Raw genomic sequence first — 17954 nt, 5'->3', positions numbered from 1 at the left:
GTGTTTTCTTTAATATCAGCTTACGCTTGTACTGTTGGTAATGAATCTGTGTTTCTAATTTTTGTCATGTAGCCTACTCCCGGTTGTGTATTGATCTCTTCCAATACATAGTAAACGCGCTCACTACGTAATGCTTTCGACACTTCTGATTCCGGATCGTTGCCATCACCAAATATAATTGCATTTGCTGAACAAGCTTGCTGACATGCCATTTTGATATCTCCGTCTTTCAATGGACGTTTCTCCATTTTAGCTGTTAATTTACCAGCCTGAATACGTTGGATACACATTGAGCATTTCTCCATAACACCTCTTGAACGTGTAGTTACATCAGGGTTAAGTACCAGCTGCGTAAATTCATTGTTCAGGTAGTTATCAAAACGTGAATCATTCCAGTAGTTAAACCAGTTGAAACGACGAACTTTATACGGACAGTTATTCGCACAGTAACGTGTACCTACACAACGGTTATAAGCCATGTGGTTCAGACCATCCGAAGAGTGTGTAGTTGCCAGTACAGGACACACAGTCTCACAAGGAGCGTGATCACAATGCTGACATAACATCGGCTGATGTACAACAGTCACACGGTCAAGATTCTCCAGGTGCGCAATCTCTTTCTCCTCAGACACGCTCTTATCTCCCTCTTCAAAGCTATAATAACGGTCAATACGGATCCAGTGCATCTCTCTGCGTCTGCGAACCTCATCACGACCCACTACAGGAATATTATTTTCTACGTTACAGGCAACAATACAAGAACCACAACCGGTACAGGCATTCAGATCGATTGCCATTACCCAGTTATTTCCTGGTTTCTCATATTTATCCCATAAATCATATGTTTTATGACCTTCCTCATGTTTACCAGTACCAGCAAACGGGTTTTTCACATATTCCTTGAAAGAAGCTTCACGGATAATGTTTCTGCCTTCGAATGAATGGTGAGTCTGAGTCTGTGCAAGTTCGTAAGTAGAACCAGTTTTAGAAATTGTAATCGTAGTCGCATATTGCAGCGTTCCATTACTGAAACTTGCAAAAGGATAAGCATTTTTACCTACGTTATCACCAGCTTTACCAGCCTTAGCACGTCCATAACCTAAAGCGATGGAAGCAGTACCTACAGCTTGTCCAGGCTGAATCAGCACAGGTAAAGAAATTGTATAGCCGTTGCTGCCTTTCACGTCAACAACATCAAATTCTTTCAATCCTTGTGATTCTGCAAATTTAGGCGCAAGGGCGATATAGTTGTCCCAGGTTACTTTAGAAACCGGATCAGGTAATTCCTGTAAAAATGCATTGTTTGCATGGCTACCATCGCGCATTGCGATACTTTCATAAACCTGAAGTTCGATGTCTTTTGCTAAAGCTGCACTGCTTTTCAATACTGAAGGAGCAACTGCATCTAAAGAAAGTTTGAAACTATAAGATCCTGCTGCTTTAGGAGCCGAAGCAAAAACACCAGTCTGTAATAATTCATTCCAGTTTTTACCTAATGCAGGAAGTATGTTTTTCTCCCAGTTGTTACGTACATACTGGTAGTAATCTTTAACAGGTGCGTTAGACCAGATCAGTAAACTCTGTTCCGCCTGACGTGAGTTGAATACCGGGTTGATCGTTGGCTGAATGATCGAGTAAGATCCTTCGTAGCTGTTTGCATCACCCCATGATTCTAAATAGTTCTGATTGATAGCAATCACATCACATAAAGTTGAAGTCTCATCCTTACGGTCTGAGAAAGAAACTTTCAGTGGAACTTTGCTTAATCCATCAGTAAATGATTTCACATTGGTTACATCATAAGCAGGGTTACTGTCTAAGAAGAATACAGCAGCAACTTCGCCCCTGTTCATCTCATTTAAGAATTCTGCAAATTCAGCATCGTTACCAGCATAACGTTTGTTTGGATTGTCCAGATCAATCGTTGTACCATAACTACCAATAGCCGAGTTAATTGCATTTACCAGTATCTGTGTAGAAACATCGTTCGAACCACATACGACTAAAGCTTTACCCTTTTGCTGAGTTAATTCCTTAGCTACCAGTTTCAGTGCTTTTTCAGCAGTCGCATTCTTAGGTAAAGAACCACCTGCTAAATTGCCACCGGTAATTGCATTGTATAAAGTTATCAGTGCAGGTCCCTGTTCTGATAATTTAATTGGAACACGTGTATCAGCATTGGTACCTGTCAGACTCATTCCAGCTTCGAACTGGAAGTGACGTGACATTTTACCTTTAGCCAGTGATTTGTTGTTTCTGTTAGAAACATATTGAGCAGTGAATTCTTCTCCACTGATCCATGTACCTAAAAAGTCAGCAGCAAAACTCACGATTAAGTCAGCTTTGTCAAAGTTATATTTAGGGACTACAGCTTTACCAAAGCTATTTTCATTTGCCTTGATGATACCAGTATAAGAAACTGCATCATACTGTATATGTTTGGTAGAAGGATATGCAGCTGTAAAATCTGCTACTACTGATTTAGTCGAAGGACTGTACACAGAAGAAGAGACGATACGAATTTTCTTACCTGAAGCTTTTGCTTTAGCTAACTCTGCAGTTACAAAAGCATCCACCTTGGTCCAGGTAGTTTCATCATTCTTTAATACAGGTGCTTTAAGTTTCGAAACATCGTATAAGTCCAATACCGAAGCCTGAGCCTGAGCGTCAGTACCACAGTTGAATAATCCTGCATTAGGATTTGGTTCAATCTTGATAGGACGTCCTTCTCTGGTTTTCACCAGAACACTCTGACCGTTATAACTTGAAACATAGTAATTCGGGATGCCCGGGATTACTTCTTCAGGTTTAACCAGATAAGGTATTGATTTGTGAATCGGAGCAGGCTGACAAGCAGCAAGTGTTACCGCACCAAGACCAAAGCCTAAGGCTTTTAAAAAGTCACGGCGAGGAGTTACTGTACTTAATCCTGCTTCATTTAAAACATCTTCTATTGGAAGCGGCTCTGCGAATTCGTTTTTGTTGTTCTCAACAAAATCGGAGGTCTTGTTAAATTCCTCTAAGCCTTTCCAGTATTTTTTATTGCTTTCCATTTAAGCTATATTACTGTTTATCGAACGTTCTTTTACTAAACTCTATTAATAGTGACATTTACCACACTCAATTCCACCTAATGCTGCTGGTGTAATTTTCTCACCTTTTTTGATTTTCTCATGAGCCTCAATAATTTTGGTGTAGAATGCGTTGTCTTTAACTTCTAACTTGGTGTCTTTATGACAGTTAATACACCATTTCATAGTCAGAGGAGAATACTGATAAATCTCTTCCATGGTATTAACCGGTCCGTGACAAGCGAAACAAACTGGTTCGTTTGGTTTCAAGCCTTTTTCCTTACGGATCGCATCAGCAGCTACAACTACGTGTTGAGAGTGGTTGAAGTAAGCGAAATCCTGAAGGTTGTGAACACGTACCCATTCAATTGGTTTTTCTTTAGACTTGTCATAAGTCATTTTATCTGCATCGTAACCCAATGCATTGTAGATTTTCTGAATCTCAGGAGAGATGTTTCCATCATGGCTGTCTCTAGCCTGCACCTGTTTGTGACAGTTCATACAAACGTTAAGTGAAGGTATCGTTGCATTTTTAGATTCAAATGCACCAGCGTGACAGTACTGACAATCAATCTGGTTAACACCAGCGTGTAATTCGTGAGAGAATTTAATTGGCTGAGTTGGCTGGTAACCAGTAGCAACACCAGTGTTCCACATTCCCATCCATCCGAATGAACCTAAACTTATGACTAGGCACAGGATCACGAAGAAAACAAATTTCTTGTTTTTGAATAACTGACCAATACCAGCTACCATCGAAGCTTTCTCTTCGTCTTCTTCAATCTCTACACCTTGTTTTTTAAGGATCAGGCGTTCCAGCATTTTAATTGCTCTGGCCAGGATCACTAATACAATAATAGAGATCAGGATAACCGCGATCACCCCAACGATAGAGAAGTTTGAAACTTCATCAGAACCTTTGGCAGCGCCAGCAACTTCAGCTTTCTTTGGCTCACCTACTTTAACATAAGCAAGGATGCTTTTAATCTGCTCAGGCGTCAATGAAGGGAAAGCCGTCATATCCGCATTAGGATTAAATTTCGAAGCCTCTACAGCTTCTTTGTCACCAGATGCGATAAATGCCGGAGCATTGTTAATCCATCTTAACAAAAACGCTTCGCTTTTGGTAGGTACAATCTTTTGTAATGCAGGGCCGATTAAATCGCGGTCCAGTGCATGACATGAAGTACATTTTTCCTTGAAGATCTTTCTGCCTTCTACTGGGTCTTGTGCTTGTGTACCAGAAACGATTAAAACAGATAGAGCCGTAAACATAAATGCCGACTTCCAAACTCTTCTAATGATCAATGAGATATTCCTCATAATGAGTATTTTATGCTTTATTTTAAAAAACTGTAATGAACGAAATGATGTTTAAACTCTTGTTCTACACCAAAACGTCCACAAAAGTAAAATTTATTAAGTTACCAATGACAAAGAAATGACAGTAAATACAATTTATAATCATTCTAAACTTCGCGTTTTTGATGCTTTAAACGAAGAAAATCAGCAAATTTTTCAACTTGCTGATTTTCGGTACGCTCAAAATCCAGAATTGGATTTGGATTTTTAATTTACATTTTTAATATCCAGGCAAAGATTAACGGGGCTACAATAGTCGCGTCAGACTCTACAATAAACTTCGGTGTATTGATGTCCAGTTTACCCCAGGTGATCTTTTCATTAGGTACAGCACCCGAATAAGAACCATAAGAAGTTGTTGAATCAGATATCTGGCAGAAGTAACTCCAGAACGGGATATTCTCCATTTCCATATCCTGATATAACATTGGTACAACACAAATAGGGAAGTCACCTGCAATACCGCCACCAATCTGGAAGAAACCGATTCCCTTACCTGCACTGTTTTTAATATACCAGTCAGCAAGGTAACCCATATATTCAATTCCGCTTTTCATGGTCGAAGCTTTCAGTTCGCTTTTCATCACATAAGAAGCAAAGATATTTCCCATTGTTGAATCTTCCCATCCCGGAACTACAATCGGAAGATTTTTTTCTGCCGCTGCAAGCATCCATGAATTTTTAGGATCGATTTCATAATATTGTTCCAGTACGCCACTCAATAACATTTTGTACATGTACTCATGCGGAAAATAGCGTTCGCCTGCTTTTTCAGCATTTGACCAGATTTCATGAATGTGTTTCTGTAAACGTCTGAAGGCTTCCTCTTCAGGAATACAAGTATCAGTTACACGGTTATAATGGTTCTCTAACAAATCCCATTCATCCTGTGGGCTCAGGTCACGGTAATTAGGTACACGTTTATAATGTGAATGCGCAACAAGGTTCATGATATCTTCTTCCAGATTTGCACCTGTACAGGAGATTATCGAAACTTTATCCTGACGGATCATTTCAGCTAATGAAATACCCAATTCTGCAGTACTCATTGCACCAGCAAGGGTTATCATCATTTTACCGCCTTCATCAAGATGCGTCTCATAGCCTTTAGCCGCATCCATCATCGCTGCTGCATTGAAATGAAGGTAATGCCCTTCCATGAATTTTGATATTGGTCCTCTTGTTACACTCATTTTAGTAAGATTATTCTGTTTTGTATAATGGGCGCAAAAATAGGTATATCTTTTTAAAAAATGGGCATGCTATATTTTGACCTCTGGAGAAGACATTATACCTATTATATATAGGTATAAAAATCATCCGCATGAAGTTCAGGTTATCAGGACAATAAATTCTTTTATTTAGAATAATTATAAATAATATACTACATTTGAATTAAACATAGCTGAAAGCTTAAAAACGCAATACTTATGTGTAAAACTATAGTTTTAAGTTCCGGAAAAGACACTGCAATTTCACATTGCCCAGGCTGCGATGTATTCTACATCTGGCATAACAATTTACTACTGAATTTCACTCATCATGATTTTCTGAATTTCAAAGATATTATTGAAAACTTCTCATTTGCGGAAACCAGTCTTCCCTTCCCTGACAAACAAGAGAGGATACTTCTCCGTACACCAAACGAAGATATCAGCTTCGCTTTTACCTACTCAGAACTTGAATCCTTCAGGGCTCTGCTGGCTGAAGCCGTATTTATGAAAGAAGTCTATACCCTTATGGGAACCGAACCGGGGACAAGATAAGCGGGCCAATAATAATTTTCTCCCTAAATTCAAACTGGCTCTTATAAAATGTTTACTTTAGCGCCTTTATTTTATAAGATTAGCTACGCGCCAGACCCGCATAATGAGAAAATTTTTAATTTGCACCACCCTCCTGCTCTCAACGCTTCATGGATTCGGACAAATGAAACTGATCAAACGGATGTTATCAGAAGATGTGGACAGCACGCGTAAAGCGAGCTTTATGCCACTTCCCTTACTGAGATATTCACAGGAAGTAGGCCTGGAGTTTGGTGTCGGTGGATTATATTCAACTTACGTCGATAAAACCGATACCCTGAACCGTAGCTCTAATTTTTCTACTGTACTTTCCTTCTCCACCAAGAAACAATATAACGTCAGCCTGAAAGGTGATGTATGGACTAAACACAACGACTATCATCTGATCAGCGAACTTCGATTCAGAAGTATGCCCTTTGACTTCTTCGGAATCGGTAACCAGACTTTGGAAGCCAATAAGGACAGATTGGTACAACGTCAGATCAGAACCTTCTTTGATGCTGAGAAAAACATACTTCCTTTTGCTTATACTGGCGTATCATTGGGGTACGAAAACTATCACTTCACAGATAAGGACCCAGGTGGAATTTATTCCACTGACCCAGCTGTGTTAGGCAAAGATGGCGGATCAGTATTGTTTATCGGTGTCTCACAGACTTACGATACCAGGAATTCAAACAACTACCCGACCAAAGGGTTTTTCGGACGGGTTTCCTACCAGTATGCCCCTAATATTTTCGGTAAAAATGATTTTAACGGAAGCCAGATTAAAGTAGTTGTCCGTAACTTCTGGCCACTGGCCAAAAGACTTGTTCTGGGCGTTAACGGCATTTACTACACCATACAGAGCAAAAATACCCCATTCTATCTTTTACCACAATTGGGTAATGATGAAATCATGCGTGGATATTATTCAGGCAGATACAGAGATGCAAATTTACTAGCTGCACAAACAGAACTCCGTTACCGCTTAAGCAATCGTTTCGGATTAGTTGTATTTGGTGGAGGCGGACAGGTTTTTGCTAACGGAGGTTTCGCCTTCAGTCAGTTTAAACCATCAGTCGGAGGAGGTATAAGATACTTCTACGATCCGGCTAAAGGACTTAGCGTAAGAGCAGATTATGCAGTTGGCGAGAAAAATCCTGGTGAAGCCAGGCAGTCAGGTTTCTACCTGAGCCTGGCCGAAGCATTTTAAAACTTGATTTTGAAGTGTTCTTTAACCTGCCCTTTTTTGAAATAGACTAAACCTATCCAGAAAAGGTCAACGGTTACAGTTACATCCGGGTGATTTTTGATTTCCTCCCAGGCTTCTTTCATTCCTTTGCTCCAATAGATATCATCAAAGATCAGTAAAGAATCTTCATGTACTTTAGGCAAACACCAGTTAAAATAATTTATAGTAGCATCCTTACGGTGGTTCCCGTCGATATAGACGAAATCCAGTTTTGGCGAATGTTCAATAACTCCCGGTAATAATTCATCAAAATTGCCAACCTGCAATTCGATATTCTCCAGACCAAGGTCCTGGAAGTTCGCATAAGCCTTTTTAGCTGTTTCAGGACAACCCTCAATCGTAATGATATCAGCATCAGGACGGGCTTTGGATAAATAAGCAGTCGTTAGCCCCAGACAGGTTCCTAGTTCAATCAGGTTAGCAGGCTTATTATTTTTAGCCAGACGATAAATCAACTGAGCAAGTTTTGGAGATTTTAATGCATTTTTCGCGATCTCTTTTACCTTCTTTGTCCGGTTTTTATTTAGGTGAGAACCTGCACCAAGATCTGTAACGGTGATTAATGCATCGTCATTTAAAAGTTTTTTTCTTTGTTCCTCGATGCCTTTATATTCAGTTTTAGAGTTAAAATCGTAAATTACCTCATCCACCAAATGGTAAACAAAGGGCGAATGGGTACCATGCCTGCTTTTAGAGGTTAAACGATGCTTCAGATAATCGCTGATAAATTGTAATGCCATAAATGCAAAAATAGGTAAACGAAGCATTGTAATTGGCATTTTTTTAATGGAACCATCATGATTTTTCAAATTACATAACAAAATGAGTGTAAAATCATGATAGCTCCATCACCGATAAAGAGCAAACCGAGCTTGCGAGTTCATTGATACAAATAAAAATATCAATGCAGATCAATAATATGCACTCTGATGGAAAATAGTACAGAAATAAACGCACTGGTAAAATTACTGGATGATCCTGATCCGGAAGTTTTCGAACAGGTCGCTAAACGCCTGCTCGAACATGGAACTTCTGTGATTCATTTCCTGGAAACAGAATGGGAGAAATCATTAGACACCTTACTTCAGGAGAGAATTGAAAACATTGTTCATCAGATCCAGTTTAATACTGTAAAAGAGGACCTTAACCTCTGGTATCAGAGTGGCGCCTTTGATTTACTCCAGGGAGCGCTGGTCATGAACCGTTATCAGTACCCCGATCTGGATGAGCAGAAAGTGATCCTTCAGATCGAAGAGATCAAAAGAGAAATATGGCTTGGTTTGCAATACGAAATGAGTTCCGTGGAGAAAATTAAACTCATTAATCACGTCTTTTATAATATCCATGGTTTTCGAGGAAACACCAAAAATCATCACGACCCACAGAATTCTTACATAAACCAGGTGCTGGAAACCAAAAAAGGGAATCAGATTTCACTGGCGATTATCTATTCGACTATTGCCCAGAAGCTGGATATTCCAGTATATGGCGTTAATCTTCCCCAGCATTTCATTCTGGGTTATATCGATGAAGGAAAAAGAGAGGAAAATGAGTTCGGTGTCTTATTCTATATTAACGCTTTTAATAAAGGGGCAATCTTTGGCAAACACGATGTAGACCAGTTTCTCCGTCAGCTAAATCTTCAGCCTTTACCCGGTTTCTATGCCCCATGCAGTAATGTAGAAATTATACGCCGGATAATCCGTAACCTGATTTCCGCTTATGAGAATCTGGGTTCAGCTGATAAAGTAGATGAATTAAAACAATTACAGGAGATCCTGTCCAATAACGAGATTATCTAACCACTTTATTTTAACAAGTTATTTGCCTGCATCCACTCCGTTAAACGGTCGAACCACTCATCTGTGGTGGTTTTATTGTGCAGGCCAAAACCATGTCCTCCTGCCTGGTAAAGATGAGTTTCAACCGGAACATTGTTTTTGACCATCGCCTGATTAAACAGGATACTGTTTTCAACAGGAACGGTATGATCATCATTGGCCTGTGCCAGAAAACTTATGGGTGTCTGAGCATTGACATGCAGTTCATTGGAAAAATATTCTTTTTGCGCCTGACTTGCATCACGGCCAATCAGATTTTTGAGGGACCCGGTATGCGGGGATGCAATAAAACTGATCACAGGATAAATTAAAACCGCAAAGTCAGGTCTTAAGCTCAGTCCTTCAGTATTTTTTATTTTACTGTCCATATAATGTACAGCAAGAGAAGAAGCGACATGCCCTCCGGCAGAGAAACCCATAATCCCTATTTTCGCAGGGTTAATTTTCCAGGCCGCAGCATTTTTTCTTACCTGGTAAATTGCCTGTTCAGCATCCTGTAAAGGCCCGAAAGCTTTATCTACCATAATCGTATCATTAGGCAGCCTATACTTCAGCACAAAAGCCGTTACGCCCGATGCTGCAAACTTTCTGGCAACTTCTTCCCCTTCATGGTCTGTAGCCAGAAAAGCATAACCGCCTCCGGGGCAAATAATAACCGCTGTGCCATTGGCTTTAGCAGGATCAGCTTTATAAAGACTGAGCGTAGGATGAAATACCTTGCTCAGTCCAAAAACTTTTCCATTTTTGATTGTTTCAATTTCTTTATAAGAAGCCGGTGCGGTTTTCGCCCCCGGTATTTTTCCAGGATATAACTCCAGGACTTCCTGGGCTATAACAGTTTGTGTACCGACTAATCCCATTATTAAAAGTAACAACCAGTTCTTCATCATTAGAATTCCATTAAGTAAGCTTTCAAGAAATCATTCAACTCTCCGTCAAGCACCGCCTGCGCATTCGAAGTTTCATAATTTGTTCTCAGATCTTTCACCAGTTTATACGGATGCAAAACATAATTTCTGATTTGTGACCCCCATTCAATCTTCATTTTCGATCCTTCAACCGCAGCAGAAGCCAGCATTCTTTCGCGCATAACTGCCTCGTACAACTGTGACTTCAGGAGCCTCAATGCATTCTCCTTATTTTGCAATTGCGAACGTGACTCCTGATTTTTGATTACAATACCCGAAGGCTTGTGATACAAACGAACCGCCGTTTCCACTTTATTTACATTTTGTCCACCAGCTCCACCAGAACGGAAGGTCTCAAATTCTATATCCGCATCCTTAATCTCAATCTCAATCGTATCATCCACCAGAGGATAGACATAAACCGATGCAAATGAAGTATGACGGCGTGCATTGGAATCAAAAGGTGAAATACGCACCAGACGGTGTACCCCGTTTTCTCCTTTCAGATACCCGTACGAGAATTCTCCGGCAAATTGTAACGTAACCGACTTAACACCTGTTACCTCCCCAGCCTGAAAATCCTGTTCAGTCACCTTATATCCATTTTTTTCACCCCACATGATATACATCCGCATCAGCATGGCAGCCCAGTCACAACTTTCCGTTCCGCCTGCGCCAGCAGTAATCTGCATGACAGCATTCAGCTGGTCTTCCTTACTGCTGAGCATGTTTTTTAATTCCAGATCTTCGATCAGCTGCAAACATTTTGCATACTGCTCTTCCATCTCTTCATTAGTCGCATCCCCTGTTTGCAGAAAATCAAATAATACCTGTGTGTCTTCAAATTCGGCATTCACTTTTTGCCAGGCATCTGTCCATACCTTTTTAGCGTTTATTTCTGCCAAATGCTTTTCAGCCTTTTTGGGATCATCCCAAAAATCTGTTTGTAAGGTAAGCTCCTGTTCTATATAAATAGCTTCGAGTCGGGTTTCGACGTCAAAGATGCCTCCTCAGCGACGCTACTCTGTCCCTTAAATCCTGTATTTGTTCTTTTGTCATAATCACAAATATATAATATAAATTCAAAAGGCTTCAAATACAAAAGGCTATCTGAACAATGTTCAGATAGCCTTTTGTGTTTTTATATAGGAGTACTTAGTTAAAAAGCCCTTTAAGTTTATCCATAATACCACCACCTTCTGCGCCGGCTTCTCCTTCTTTAGCAGCTCCTCCGGTAAACATTCCCAGCACCGATGAAATATCAAAGTTCCCGCCTGCTCCCCCGGCTACCTTACTCACGATATCTTTAATATCGAAAGAACTATCATTAGGGTCATTGGTTTTATCCACAAACTTACTCACCAGACCAGGGATCACCGAAGCCGCAATTCCTTTGGCTGCTTCCGAGTCTATGCCTAAACCAGCCAGTTTATCCACAAAACCAGCAGAAGCATCCTGTACAAGAGAACTTCCGGCTACATTTCCACCCTTGAAAGAGTCTACTAGCCCACTGATGTTTCCTGAAGTCAAATGATCCTTAAGTGCATCAAAAATAGAACTCGAAGCGGCCGAAACAGCAGCTTCATTATGCTCATCAGGGATATCGCTGTTATTTGCAATTGCTTCCTGGGCGCCGTCCTGAACAAGTTGATTTAAATTGTCTAACATAGTCTGATTTTTATAGGTGAAAACTTATTTGTTTATTAAATATAATATAAATAAAACCATAAATACACCATAATATTGTGCTATTTCTTATAAATCAGGTCATTAGGCATCAAAATAGAATACATTAACCAGCGCCTAAAAAATCGGTGGTTTGAGGCCTTAATCAACAGTTCAACGTAAAAAAAATATAAACACAACCTTATACGTTATTAATTACAATCCAATCTGACGACATTTATTTTTACATTTACAAAAACATCAATAATATGCTACCAACCATAAATTTCACAGAGACTTCGGCCTACAAATACCTGGCTGATCACTTCATTGACATCAATGAGAAAAACCTAAAACAACTGTTTGCAGAAGATGAAAAGCGTTTTGAGAAGTTTTCCCTGATTTTCGAAGATATCCTGCTGGATTATTCTAAAAACAGGATTAATGATACTACGCTTGCCCTGCTGATGCAGTTAGCCCGGGAATGCAAACTGGATGAGGCTATTAAAGCGATGTTTAGTGGAGAAAAAATCAACCAGACAGAAGATCGTGCCGTTTTACACACTGCCTTACGTAACCAAAGCAATAAACCAGTTTATGCTGATGGTAAGAATGTAATGGAAGAAGTAAATGAAGTATTGGCTAAAATGGAGAAATTCAGTGAAGCGATTATTTCAGGAGCCTGGAAAGGATATACCGGCAAAGCGATTACAGATGTAGTAAATATAGGTATAGGTGGCTCAGATTTAGGCCCGGTAATGGTTACAGAAGCTTTAAAAGCTTACAAGAATCATTTAACGATGCATTTCGTGTCCAATATTGATGGCACACATATCGTAGAAACATTAAAGACCGTTGATCCTGAAACAACCCTGTTTCTGATTGCTTCTAAAACATTCACTACACAAGAGACCATGACCAATGCCAATACGGCAAGAGACTGGTTCCTGAGTAAAGGTGCAAAACAAGGGGATGTAGCCAAACACTTTGCGGCCTTATCTACGAATGCAAAAGACGTTTCGGCTTTTGGTATCGATACCGAAAACATGTTCGGTTTCTGGGATTGGGTAGGCGGAAGATACTCTTTATGGAGTGCTATCGGTTTGCCAATCGCGCTGAGTGTAGGTTTTGCTAATTTTAAAGAATTACTGGCTGGTGCCCATGCTGCCGATGAGCATTTTGAACATACTCCATTTGAAAATAATGTTCCTGTAATCCTGGCCTTGATAGGTATCTGGTATATTAATTTCTTTGATGCAGAAACAGAGGCTATCCTGCCTTATGATCAGTACCTGCACCGTTTTGCTGCTTATTTCCAGCAGGGAGATATGGAAAGTAACGGAAAACACGTAGACCGTAATGGAAATGACGTAACCTACGAAACCGGACCAATTATCTGGGGTGAACCGGGAACGAATGGACAGCATGCATTTTATCAGCTGATCCACCAGGGAACACGCATCATTCCATGCGATTTTATTGCACCAGCACAAAGCCTGAACCCTATCGGTGAGCATCATCCGATTCTGTTATCCAATTTTTTTGCACAGACTGAGGCCCTGATGAACGGTAAAACCGAAGAGCAGGTTGAAGCTGAATTAAGAAAAGAAGGTAAAACAGAAGCAGAGATCAAAAAACTGGCTCCTTTTAAAGTTTTCGAAGGTAACCGCCCAACCAACTCTATTTTATTGAAAAAAGTAACCCCACGTAGTCTGGGTAGTCTGATTGCTATTTATGAACATAAGATTTTTGTGCAGGGTATTGTATGGAATATTTTCAGCTTTGATCAATGGGGTGTTGAACTAGGAAAACAACTCGCTAAGAGCATCCTTCCGGAACTGAAAAATGACGAAGCAGTTTCTTCTCATGACGTTTCAACCAATGGACTGATTAACCAGTATAAAAACTGGAGATAGGTTCAATATATAAGCGTTTTCGTTTGTATATTAAACCTTTGTATAAAAAACCAATCTTATTTTTACACATAATTAAATAATATGCAAATGAAGACGCTTAAAAACATTTTACTATTGGTGCTGCTGTTTTCTGCTACGCGGTTAAGCGCACAAACCGATCAGGCCACCCTGACTAAAATTATTACCGCACAGAACTTTGTCTTTGCAGCCAACAGTGCAAATCCTTTGAACTCGGCAGATATTGACAGGGTAATGCGCAAAATGCCCGGATATACCGGCGGAGGTAATATTAACCTGAGTACTTCAAATTACACGCTTTCCATAACGCCAGACAGCCTGGTTGCTTATCTGCCCTATTTCGGAAGATCCTATACCCCAAAAATGGGAGATCCTAACGATAGCGGCATTAAGTTTACCTCTAAAGATTTCAAATATAAAAGCACGCAAACCAAAAAGGGTGGATGGACGATTACGATGAATCCCAATGATGTCAAAGACAATTATAACCTGACCCTTTCCGTTACCAAAAGCGGGTACGCTACCCTCACTGTTACCAGCAACAGTCAGCAGGCAATTACCTTTAATGGAACCATCAATGAGCCCAAAATAAAAAAGACGAAATAAACCAGGAGCCTGTTTAAGAGCCTGTTTAAATCAAACAGGCTTTTATTTTGAAACTGCCGGAACCAGCTGGATCTGGAACAGTTTACTAAACTTCTTGCCCGTTACAAAAAGACGTTTACCGGCAGCATCCCAGGCGATGCCATTCAGCACGTCTGTATTAGGGTATCTGTCTTTGGTAGGCAATATGCCGGTCAGATCAATATAACTCAATACAGAGCCGTTTTTAGGGTCAATTACAGCAATTTTATCCGTCTGATAGATGTTCGCATAAATTTTACCGTCAATATACTCCAGTTCATTCAGCTGATCTACCTGTCCATTGTTATCATAGACATCGATATAACTTTCTTCTTTATAATTTGCTGCGTTCAGAAACCAGATCCGGTTTGTCCCGTCAGATTTGATAATACGCTGTCCATCGTAAGTTAATCCCCACCCCTCTCTACTGTTCTGATATGGGAAAGTCCCAACCTGTTTCAGGGATTTAGCATCGTAAACAAACCCTACATCCTCTTTCCAGGTCAGCAGGATAATTTTATCTCCAACCAGTGTTGATCCCTCACCAAAATACTTTTTATCCAGATCAATTTTTTGAATATCCTTACCTGTCTGAAGATTGACCCATTTCAGTGTAGAAAAACCATATTCCCCACTGCTCTCCAGGAAACGGCCATTGTGATATTCCAGTCCCTGTGTATAAGAACTGGTATCATGAGGAAATGTATTGATGACCTTGTACCCTTGCGTTAATGGTTTAACAGCAGATTTCAGGACGATATTAATCGTCAGTGTATCTTTCTTTGATCCATTATCTACAATTGCTGTAATCAGTTTATAACCAAGAGATAGATCTCCGGTTTTCAGTACCAGTGCATCCCCGTTATTTTTGGCACCCACCGGTTTACCATCCAGCAGATAGTTTACACTACTGATCTTACTATCAGCAGGCACATCCAGTTGTACTTTAACATCTTCTCCCAGGCCATAACTTTGTCCCTGCTCCGGAGCTTTGAATCCCAGAACTTCAGCTTTGTTGGTCCCGCTTTTACAGGAAATCACCAAAGTGATACCAGTAAACATACAGATCAGTAATATTAATTTAGGTAACGTAATGAGCGTATTAGTTTGGCCAGAATGCATCTTCAATATGATTAATTTTATAAAGTTGTTCATTTTCAAAAACAATTGCAACAATATCGAACCGAATCTCCCCCTGATGGTTCCTCCTTTCGATATAAACAGCAGAAGCGAATTCCATTTGCTTCTCTTTCTTCCAGTTCACAAAATCTTCGGGTTCACCATGAAGTACTGATCTCCTGGTTTTCACCTCTACAAAAATCAGCCTGCCTTCATGCAGTGCAATCAGATCTATTTCTGCCCTGCCGTAAACCCAGTTCTTTTCCAGAATACGATAACCAAGGGTCAAAAGGTAATCTGCAGCAAGCAGCTCTCCTTTCCTTCCCAGTTCGTTATGCGCAGCCATTATTTAATAACTACAGAGCCCAAGAATTTTGATATTTCACGCTCTACGTTTTTCATATAAGCATATTTACTCATCAGGATATCCTGATTGGCAGGGTCTGGTTCCTGCTTTATTTCCTGCAACAACCCTAATAAGAGACGTTCCACCTTTTTCTTTTTCAGGTGATACAGCCCTCCCAGGATCGTAGCCTTTAAATTCACCGTTTCATCCCTGACGTAAATCTGATGCTTATTATACCAGTTCTCACTCAATGAATAGGGAGATGTAGATAAAGTTATAGCTAAATCTGCAATTTGACGGTTATCATTTTTGATGAACTGATTCGCTACAGGCAAATGTCCGTTCTCTATTTCTTCCTTATAGTTCTGAATAATCAGCTGACAGATTTCATTTTCAAAAGTTACATCAGACAGGTTTTGCATAATAAACGATCCGATATACATATTATCTATATTATCCCAGCTAACCAGTTCGTGCCCGAAAGCTAATAAAAGCCGTATAATCTCATGTTCCTGTAGTAAGTCATCATCAGCTGCGACTTCCATTCCAGGAAGATCAGGACCTGCATCATCATCAAAGAGATTATCAGGAGGGCCTTCCGGGTATGGAGAAGGAGATTGCGATGAACCAGATGATCTTTGCTGATACTGCTGCTGTCCCTGGCCCCCTTTTTTAAACTTGGCCGACCGCATCTTATTCAGCTCGGTCATCAGCATCCGTTCCTCAACCTGGAGCAAATGGCTACATTCCCTGATGAATACAGAAGCTTTAATATCGTCCGGTATTTTAGCAATACTTTCTACAATATCCCTGATGATACCTGCCCGTTTGATCGGATCAGTACCTGCTTCCTTCAGCAAAGTATCCGCTTTGTAAAGAATAAAATCCTTACGGTTATTTTCTATATAATTTTTGAAGGCACCAGCGCCAACCTTGTGCATATAGGAATCCGGGTCATGGCCATCCGGAAAGTTAACAACCTTCACATTCAGTCCTTCTTCCAGGATCATATCCAGTCCACGCAGTGAAGCTTTGATCCCTGCCGCATCCCCGTCATACAAAATCGTTACATTCTGGGTAAAACGTCCGATCAATCTGATCTGCTCAATCGTTAATGAAGTACCTGATGAAGCGACAACATTTTCAACGCCCGCCTGATGCACAGAAAGCACATCCGCATAACCTTCAACCAGGTAACAGTTATCCGCATCACGAATAGCCTTTTTAGCCTGAAACAACCCATAAAGCACATTTGACTTATGGTAAATATCACTTTCAGGAGAGTTGACATATTTCGGGACATTTTTATCTGTTTTCAGTGTTCTTCCACCAAAACCGATAACCCTGCCCGTAAAATTGTGAATAGGGAACATTACCCTGCCCCGGAAACGGTCATAAACCTTTCCTTTATCATTACGGATAGCCAGCCCGGTTTTTTCCAGGTATTCTTCTTTATGTCCTGCCGAAGCAGCACTCAGAATCAAAGCATCCCATTGATCAGGAGAATAGCCCAGTTCAAATTTCTTAATGATATCTTCCCTGAAACCACGCTCTTTAAAGTAACTCAGTCCGATTGCCCGTCCCTGCTCACCAGTCCAGAGTTCATTCGAAAAGAAATTTGCCGCAAATAAAGAAACTACATATAGACTCTCACGGGCATTATTAGCTTCAACAACCTGAGGGCTCTCTTCCTTTTCCTCGACTTCGATATTATACTTTACGGCCAGGTACTTTAAAGCTTCCGGATAGGAGTATTTCTCGTGATCCATAATGAAACGTACAGAATCACCTCCCTTACCGCAACCAAAGCACTTATAAATACCTTTAGTTACCGAGACGTGAAAGGAAGGTGTCTTTTCATTATGAAAGGGGCAATTACCAATTAAGCTTGTCCCACGCTTTTTTAAAGACACAAAATCACCAACTACCTCCTCTATACGGGCGGTATCCATGATTTTGTTAATAGTATCCTGATATATCATTCAAACAAATTATCGAAAAGGGGTATTAACCCCCAACAATTCAAAGGTAACCAATTTAGAATT

15 protein-coding genes are annotated in these 17954 nt (G+C 40.3%); 5 read left to right on the top strand and 10 right to left on the bottom strand.

The features are described from left to right. Nucleotides 1-20: 20 nt before the first annotated feature. From HDF25_RS23855 to HDF25_RS23845, 3 genes are all read right to left on the bottom strand, one after another. Nucleotides 21-3053, bottom strand: a complete 3033-nt coding sequence (locus HDF25_RS23855; protein WP_184628922.1) for a TAT-variant-translocated molybdopterin oxidoreductase — start codon at nucleotides 3051-3053, stop codon at nucleotides 21-23. 45 nt (nucleotides 3054-3098) lie between these two features. Further along, on the bottom strand, nucleotides 3099-4394 hold the full coding sequence (locus tag HDF25_RS23850; protein WP_184628921.1) for a c-type cytochrome: 1296 nt from the start codon (nucleotides 4392-4394) through the stop codon (nucleotides 3099-3101). A gap of 251 nt (nucleotides 4395-4645) precedes the next feature. After that, a complete protein-coding gene (locus HDF25_RS23845) occupies nucleotides 4646-5626 on the bottom strand; it encodes a deoxyhypusine synthase family protein (RefSeq protein WP_184628920.1) in 981 nt (326 codons plus the stop codon). Between the two features lie 237 nt (nucleotides 5627-5863). On the opposite strand from HDF25_RS23845, the gene HDF25_RS23840 reads away from it, so the two are divergent. Both HDF25_RS23840 and HDF25_RS23835 read left to right on the top strand, forming a co-directional pair. Next, nucleotides 5864-6199: a DUF6686 family protein gene (locus tag HDF25_RS23840; RefSeq protein WP_221451014.1), complete on the top strand. Its 336-nt coding sequence runs from the start codon at nucleotides 5864-5866 to the stop codon at nucleotides 6197-6199. Nucleotides 6200-6302: 103 nt separating this feature from the next. After that, entirely contained in the window at nucleotides 6303-7433 is a 1131-nt protein-coding gene (locus HDF25_RS23835) for a BamA/TamA family outer membrane protein (protein ID WP_184628919.1), read from the top strand. On the opposite strand, the gene HDF25_RS23830 is transcribed toward HDF25_RS23835, so the two are convergent. Next, the gene (locus HDF25_RS23830) at nucleotides 7430-8212 is read right to left on the bottom strand and encodes an O-methyltransferase (RefSeq protein ID WP_184628918.1); all 783 of its coding nucleotides are present in this window, start codon (nucleotides 8210-8212) and stop codon (nucleotides 7430-7432) included. The genes HDF25_RS23835 and HDF25_RS23830 overlap by 4 nt on opposite strands. A gap of 189 nt (nucleotides 8213-8401) precedes the next feature. Between HDF25_RS23830 and HDF25_RS23825 the strand changes: the two genes are divergently transcribed. Further along, nucleotides 8402-9274 (top strand): transglutaminase-like domain-containing protein, encoded by an 873-nt coding sequence (locus HDF25_RS23825; protein WP_184628917.1) that lies wholly within the window; start codon nucleotides 8402-8404, stop codon nucleotides 9272-9274. A gap of 5 nt (nucleotides 9275-9279) precedes the next feature. On the opposite strand, the gene HDF25_RS23820 is transcribed toward HDF25_RS23825, so the two are convergent. From HDF25_RS23820 to HDF25_RS23810, 3 genes are all read right to left on the bottom strand, one after another. Beyond that, entirely contained in the window at nucleotides 9280-10203 is a 924-nt protein-coding gene (locus HDF25_RS23820; RefSeq protein WP_317618248.1) for an alpha/beta hydrolase, read from the bottom strand. Beyond that, nucleotides 10203-11280, bottom strand: a protein-coding gene (gene prfB, locus HDF25_RS23815; protein ID WP_184628916.1) for a peptide chain release factor 2 whose coding sequence is annotated in 2 segments (ribosomal slippage) — nucleotides 10203-11219 and nucleotides 11221-11280 — 1077 coding nt in all. Because the reading frame shifts where the segments join, the coding sequence is not laid out codon by codon here. The genes HDF25_RS23820 and prfB overlap by 1 nt, the downstream gene beginning before the upstream one ends. 96 nt (nucleotides 11281-11376) lie before the next feature. Next, entirely contained in the window at nucleotides 11377-11889 is a 513-nt protein-coding gene (locus HDF25_RS23810) for a DUF937 domain-containing protein (protein ID WP_184628915.1), read from the bottom strand. Between the two features lie 266 nt (nucleotides 11890-12155). Between HDF25_RS23810 and pgi the strand changes: the two genes are divergently transcribed. Both pgi and HDF25_RS23800 read left to right on the top strand, forming a co-directional pair. Then, nucleotides 12156-13802, top strand: coding sequence for a glucose-6-phosphate isomerase (pgi, locus tag HDF25_RS23805; protein WP_184628914.1), 1647 nt, complete (start codon nucleotides 12156-12158; stop codon nucleotides 13800-13802). An 87-nt stretch (nucleotides 13803-13889) separates the two neighbouring features. After that, nucleotides 13890-14426 (top strand): DUF4251 domain-containing protein, encoded by a 537-nt coding sequence (locus HDF25_RS23800; RefSeq protein ID WP_184628913.1) that lies wholly within the window; start codon nucleotides 13890-13892, stop codon nucleotides 14424-14426. A 42-nt stretch (nucleotides 14427-14468) separates the two neighbouring features. Here HDF25_RS23800 and HDF25_RS23795 read toward each other — a convergent pair whose 3' ends face one another. From HDF25_RS23795 to dnaG, 3 genes are read right to left on the bottom strand one after another with little or no spacing between them, the layout of a single operon-like run. Then, on the bottom strand, nucleotides 14469-15566 hold the full coding sequence (locus HDF25_RS23795) for a glutaminyl-peptide cyclotransferase (protein ID WP_260409454.1): 1098 nt from the start codon (nucleotides 15564-15566) through the stop codon (nucleotides 14469-14471). Continuing rightward, the gene (locus HDF25_RS23790) at nucleotides 15547-15909 is read right to left on the bottom strand and encodes a YraN family protein (RefSeq protein WP_184628912.1); all 363 of its coding nucleotides are present in this window, start codon (nucleotides 15907-15909) and stop codon (nucleotides 15547-15549) included. Before HDF25_RS23790 ends, HDF25_RS23795 begins: the two co-directional genes overlap by 20 nt. Then, nucleotides 15909-17891 (bottom strand): DNA primase, encoded by a 1983-nt coding sequence (gene dnaG, locus HDF25_RS23785; protein WP_184628911.1) that lies wholly within the window; start codon nucleotides 17889-17891, stop codon nucleotides 15909-15911. Before dnaG ends, HDF25_RS23790 begins: the two co-directional genes overlap by 1 nt. Between the last annotated feature and the right edge of the window lie 63 nt (nucleotides 17892-17954).

The sequence above is a fragment of the Pedobacter cryoconitis genome (assembly GCF_014207135.1).
Taxonomy (GTDB): Bacteria; Bacteroidota; Bacteroidia; order Sphingobacteriales; family Sphingobacteriaceae; genus Pedobacter; species Pedobacter cryoconitis_D.
The sequence above is the reverse complement of the archived record's forward strand: the minus strand, read 5'-3'. Positions and strand labels throughout refer to the sequence as shown.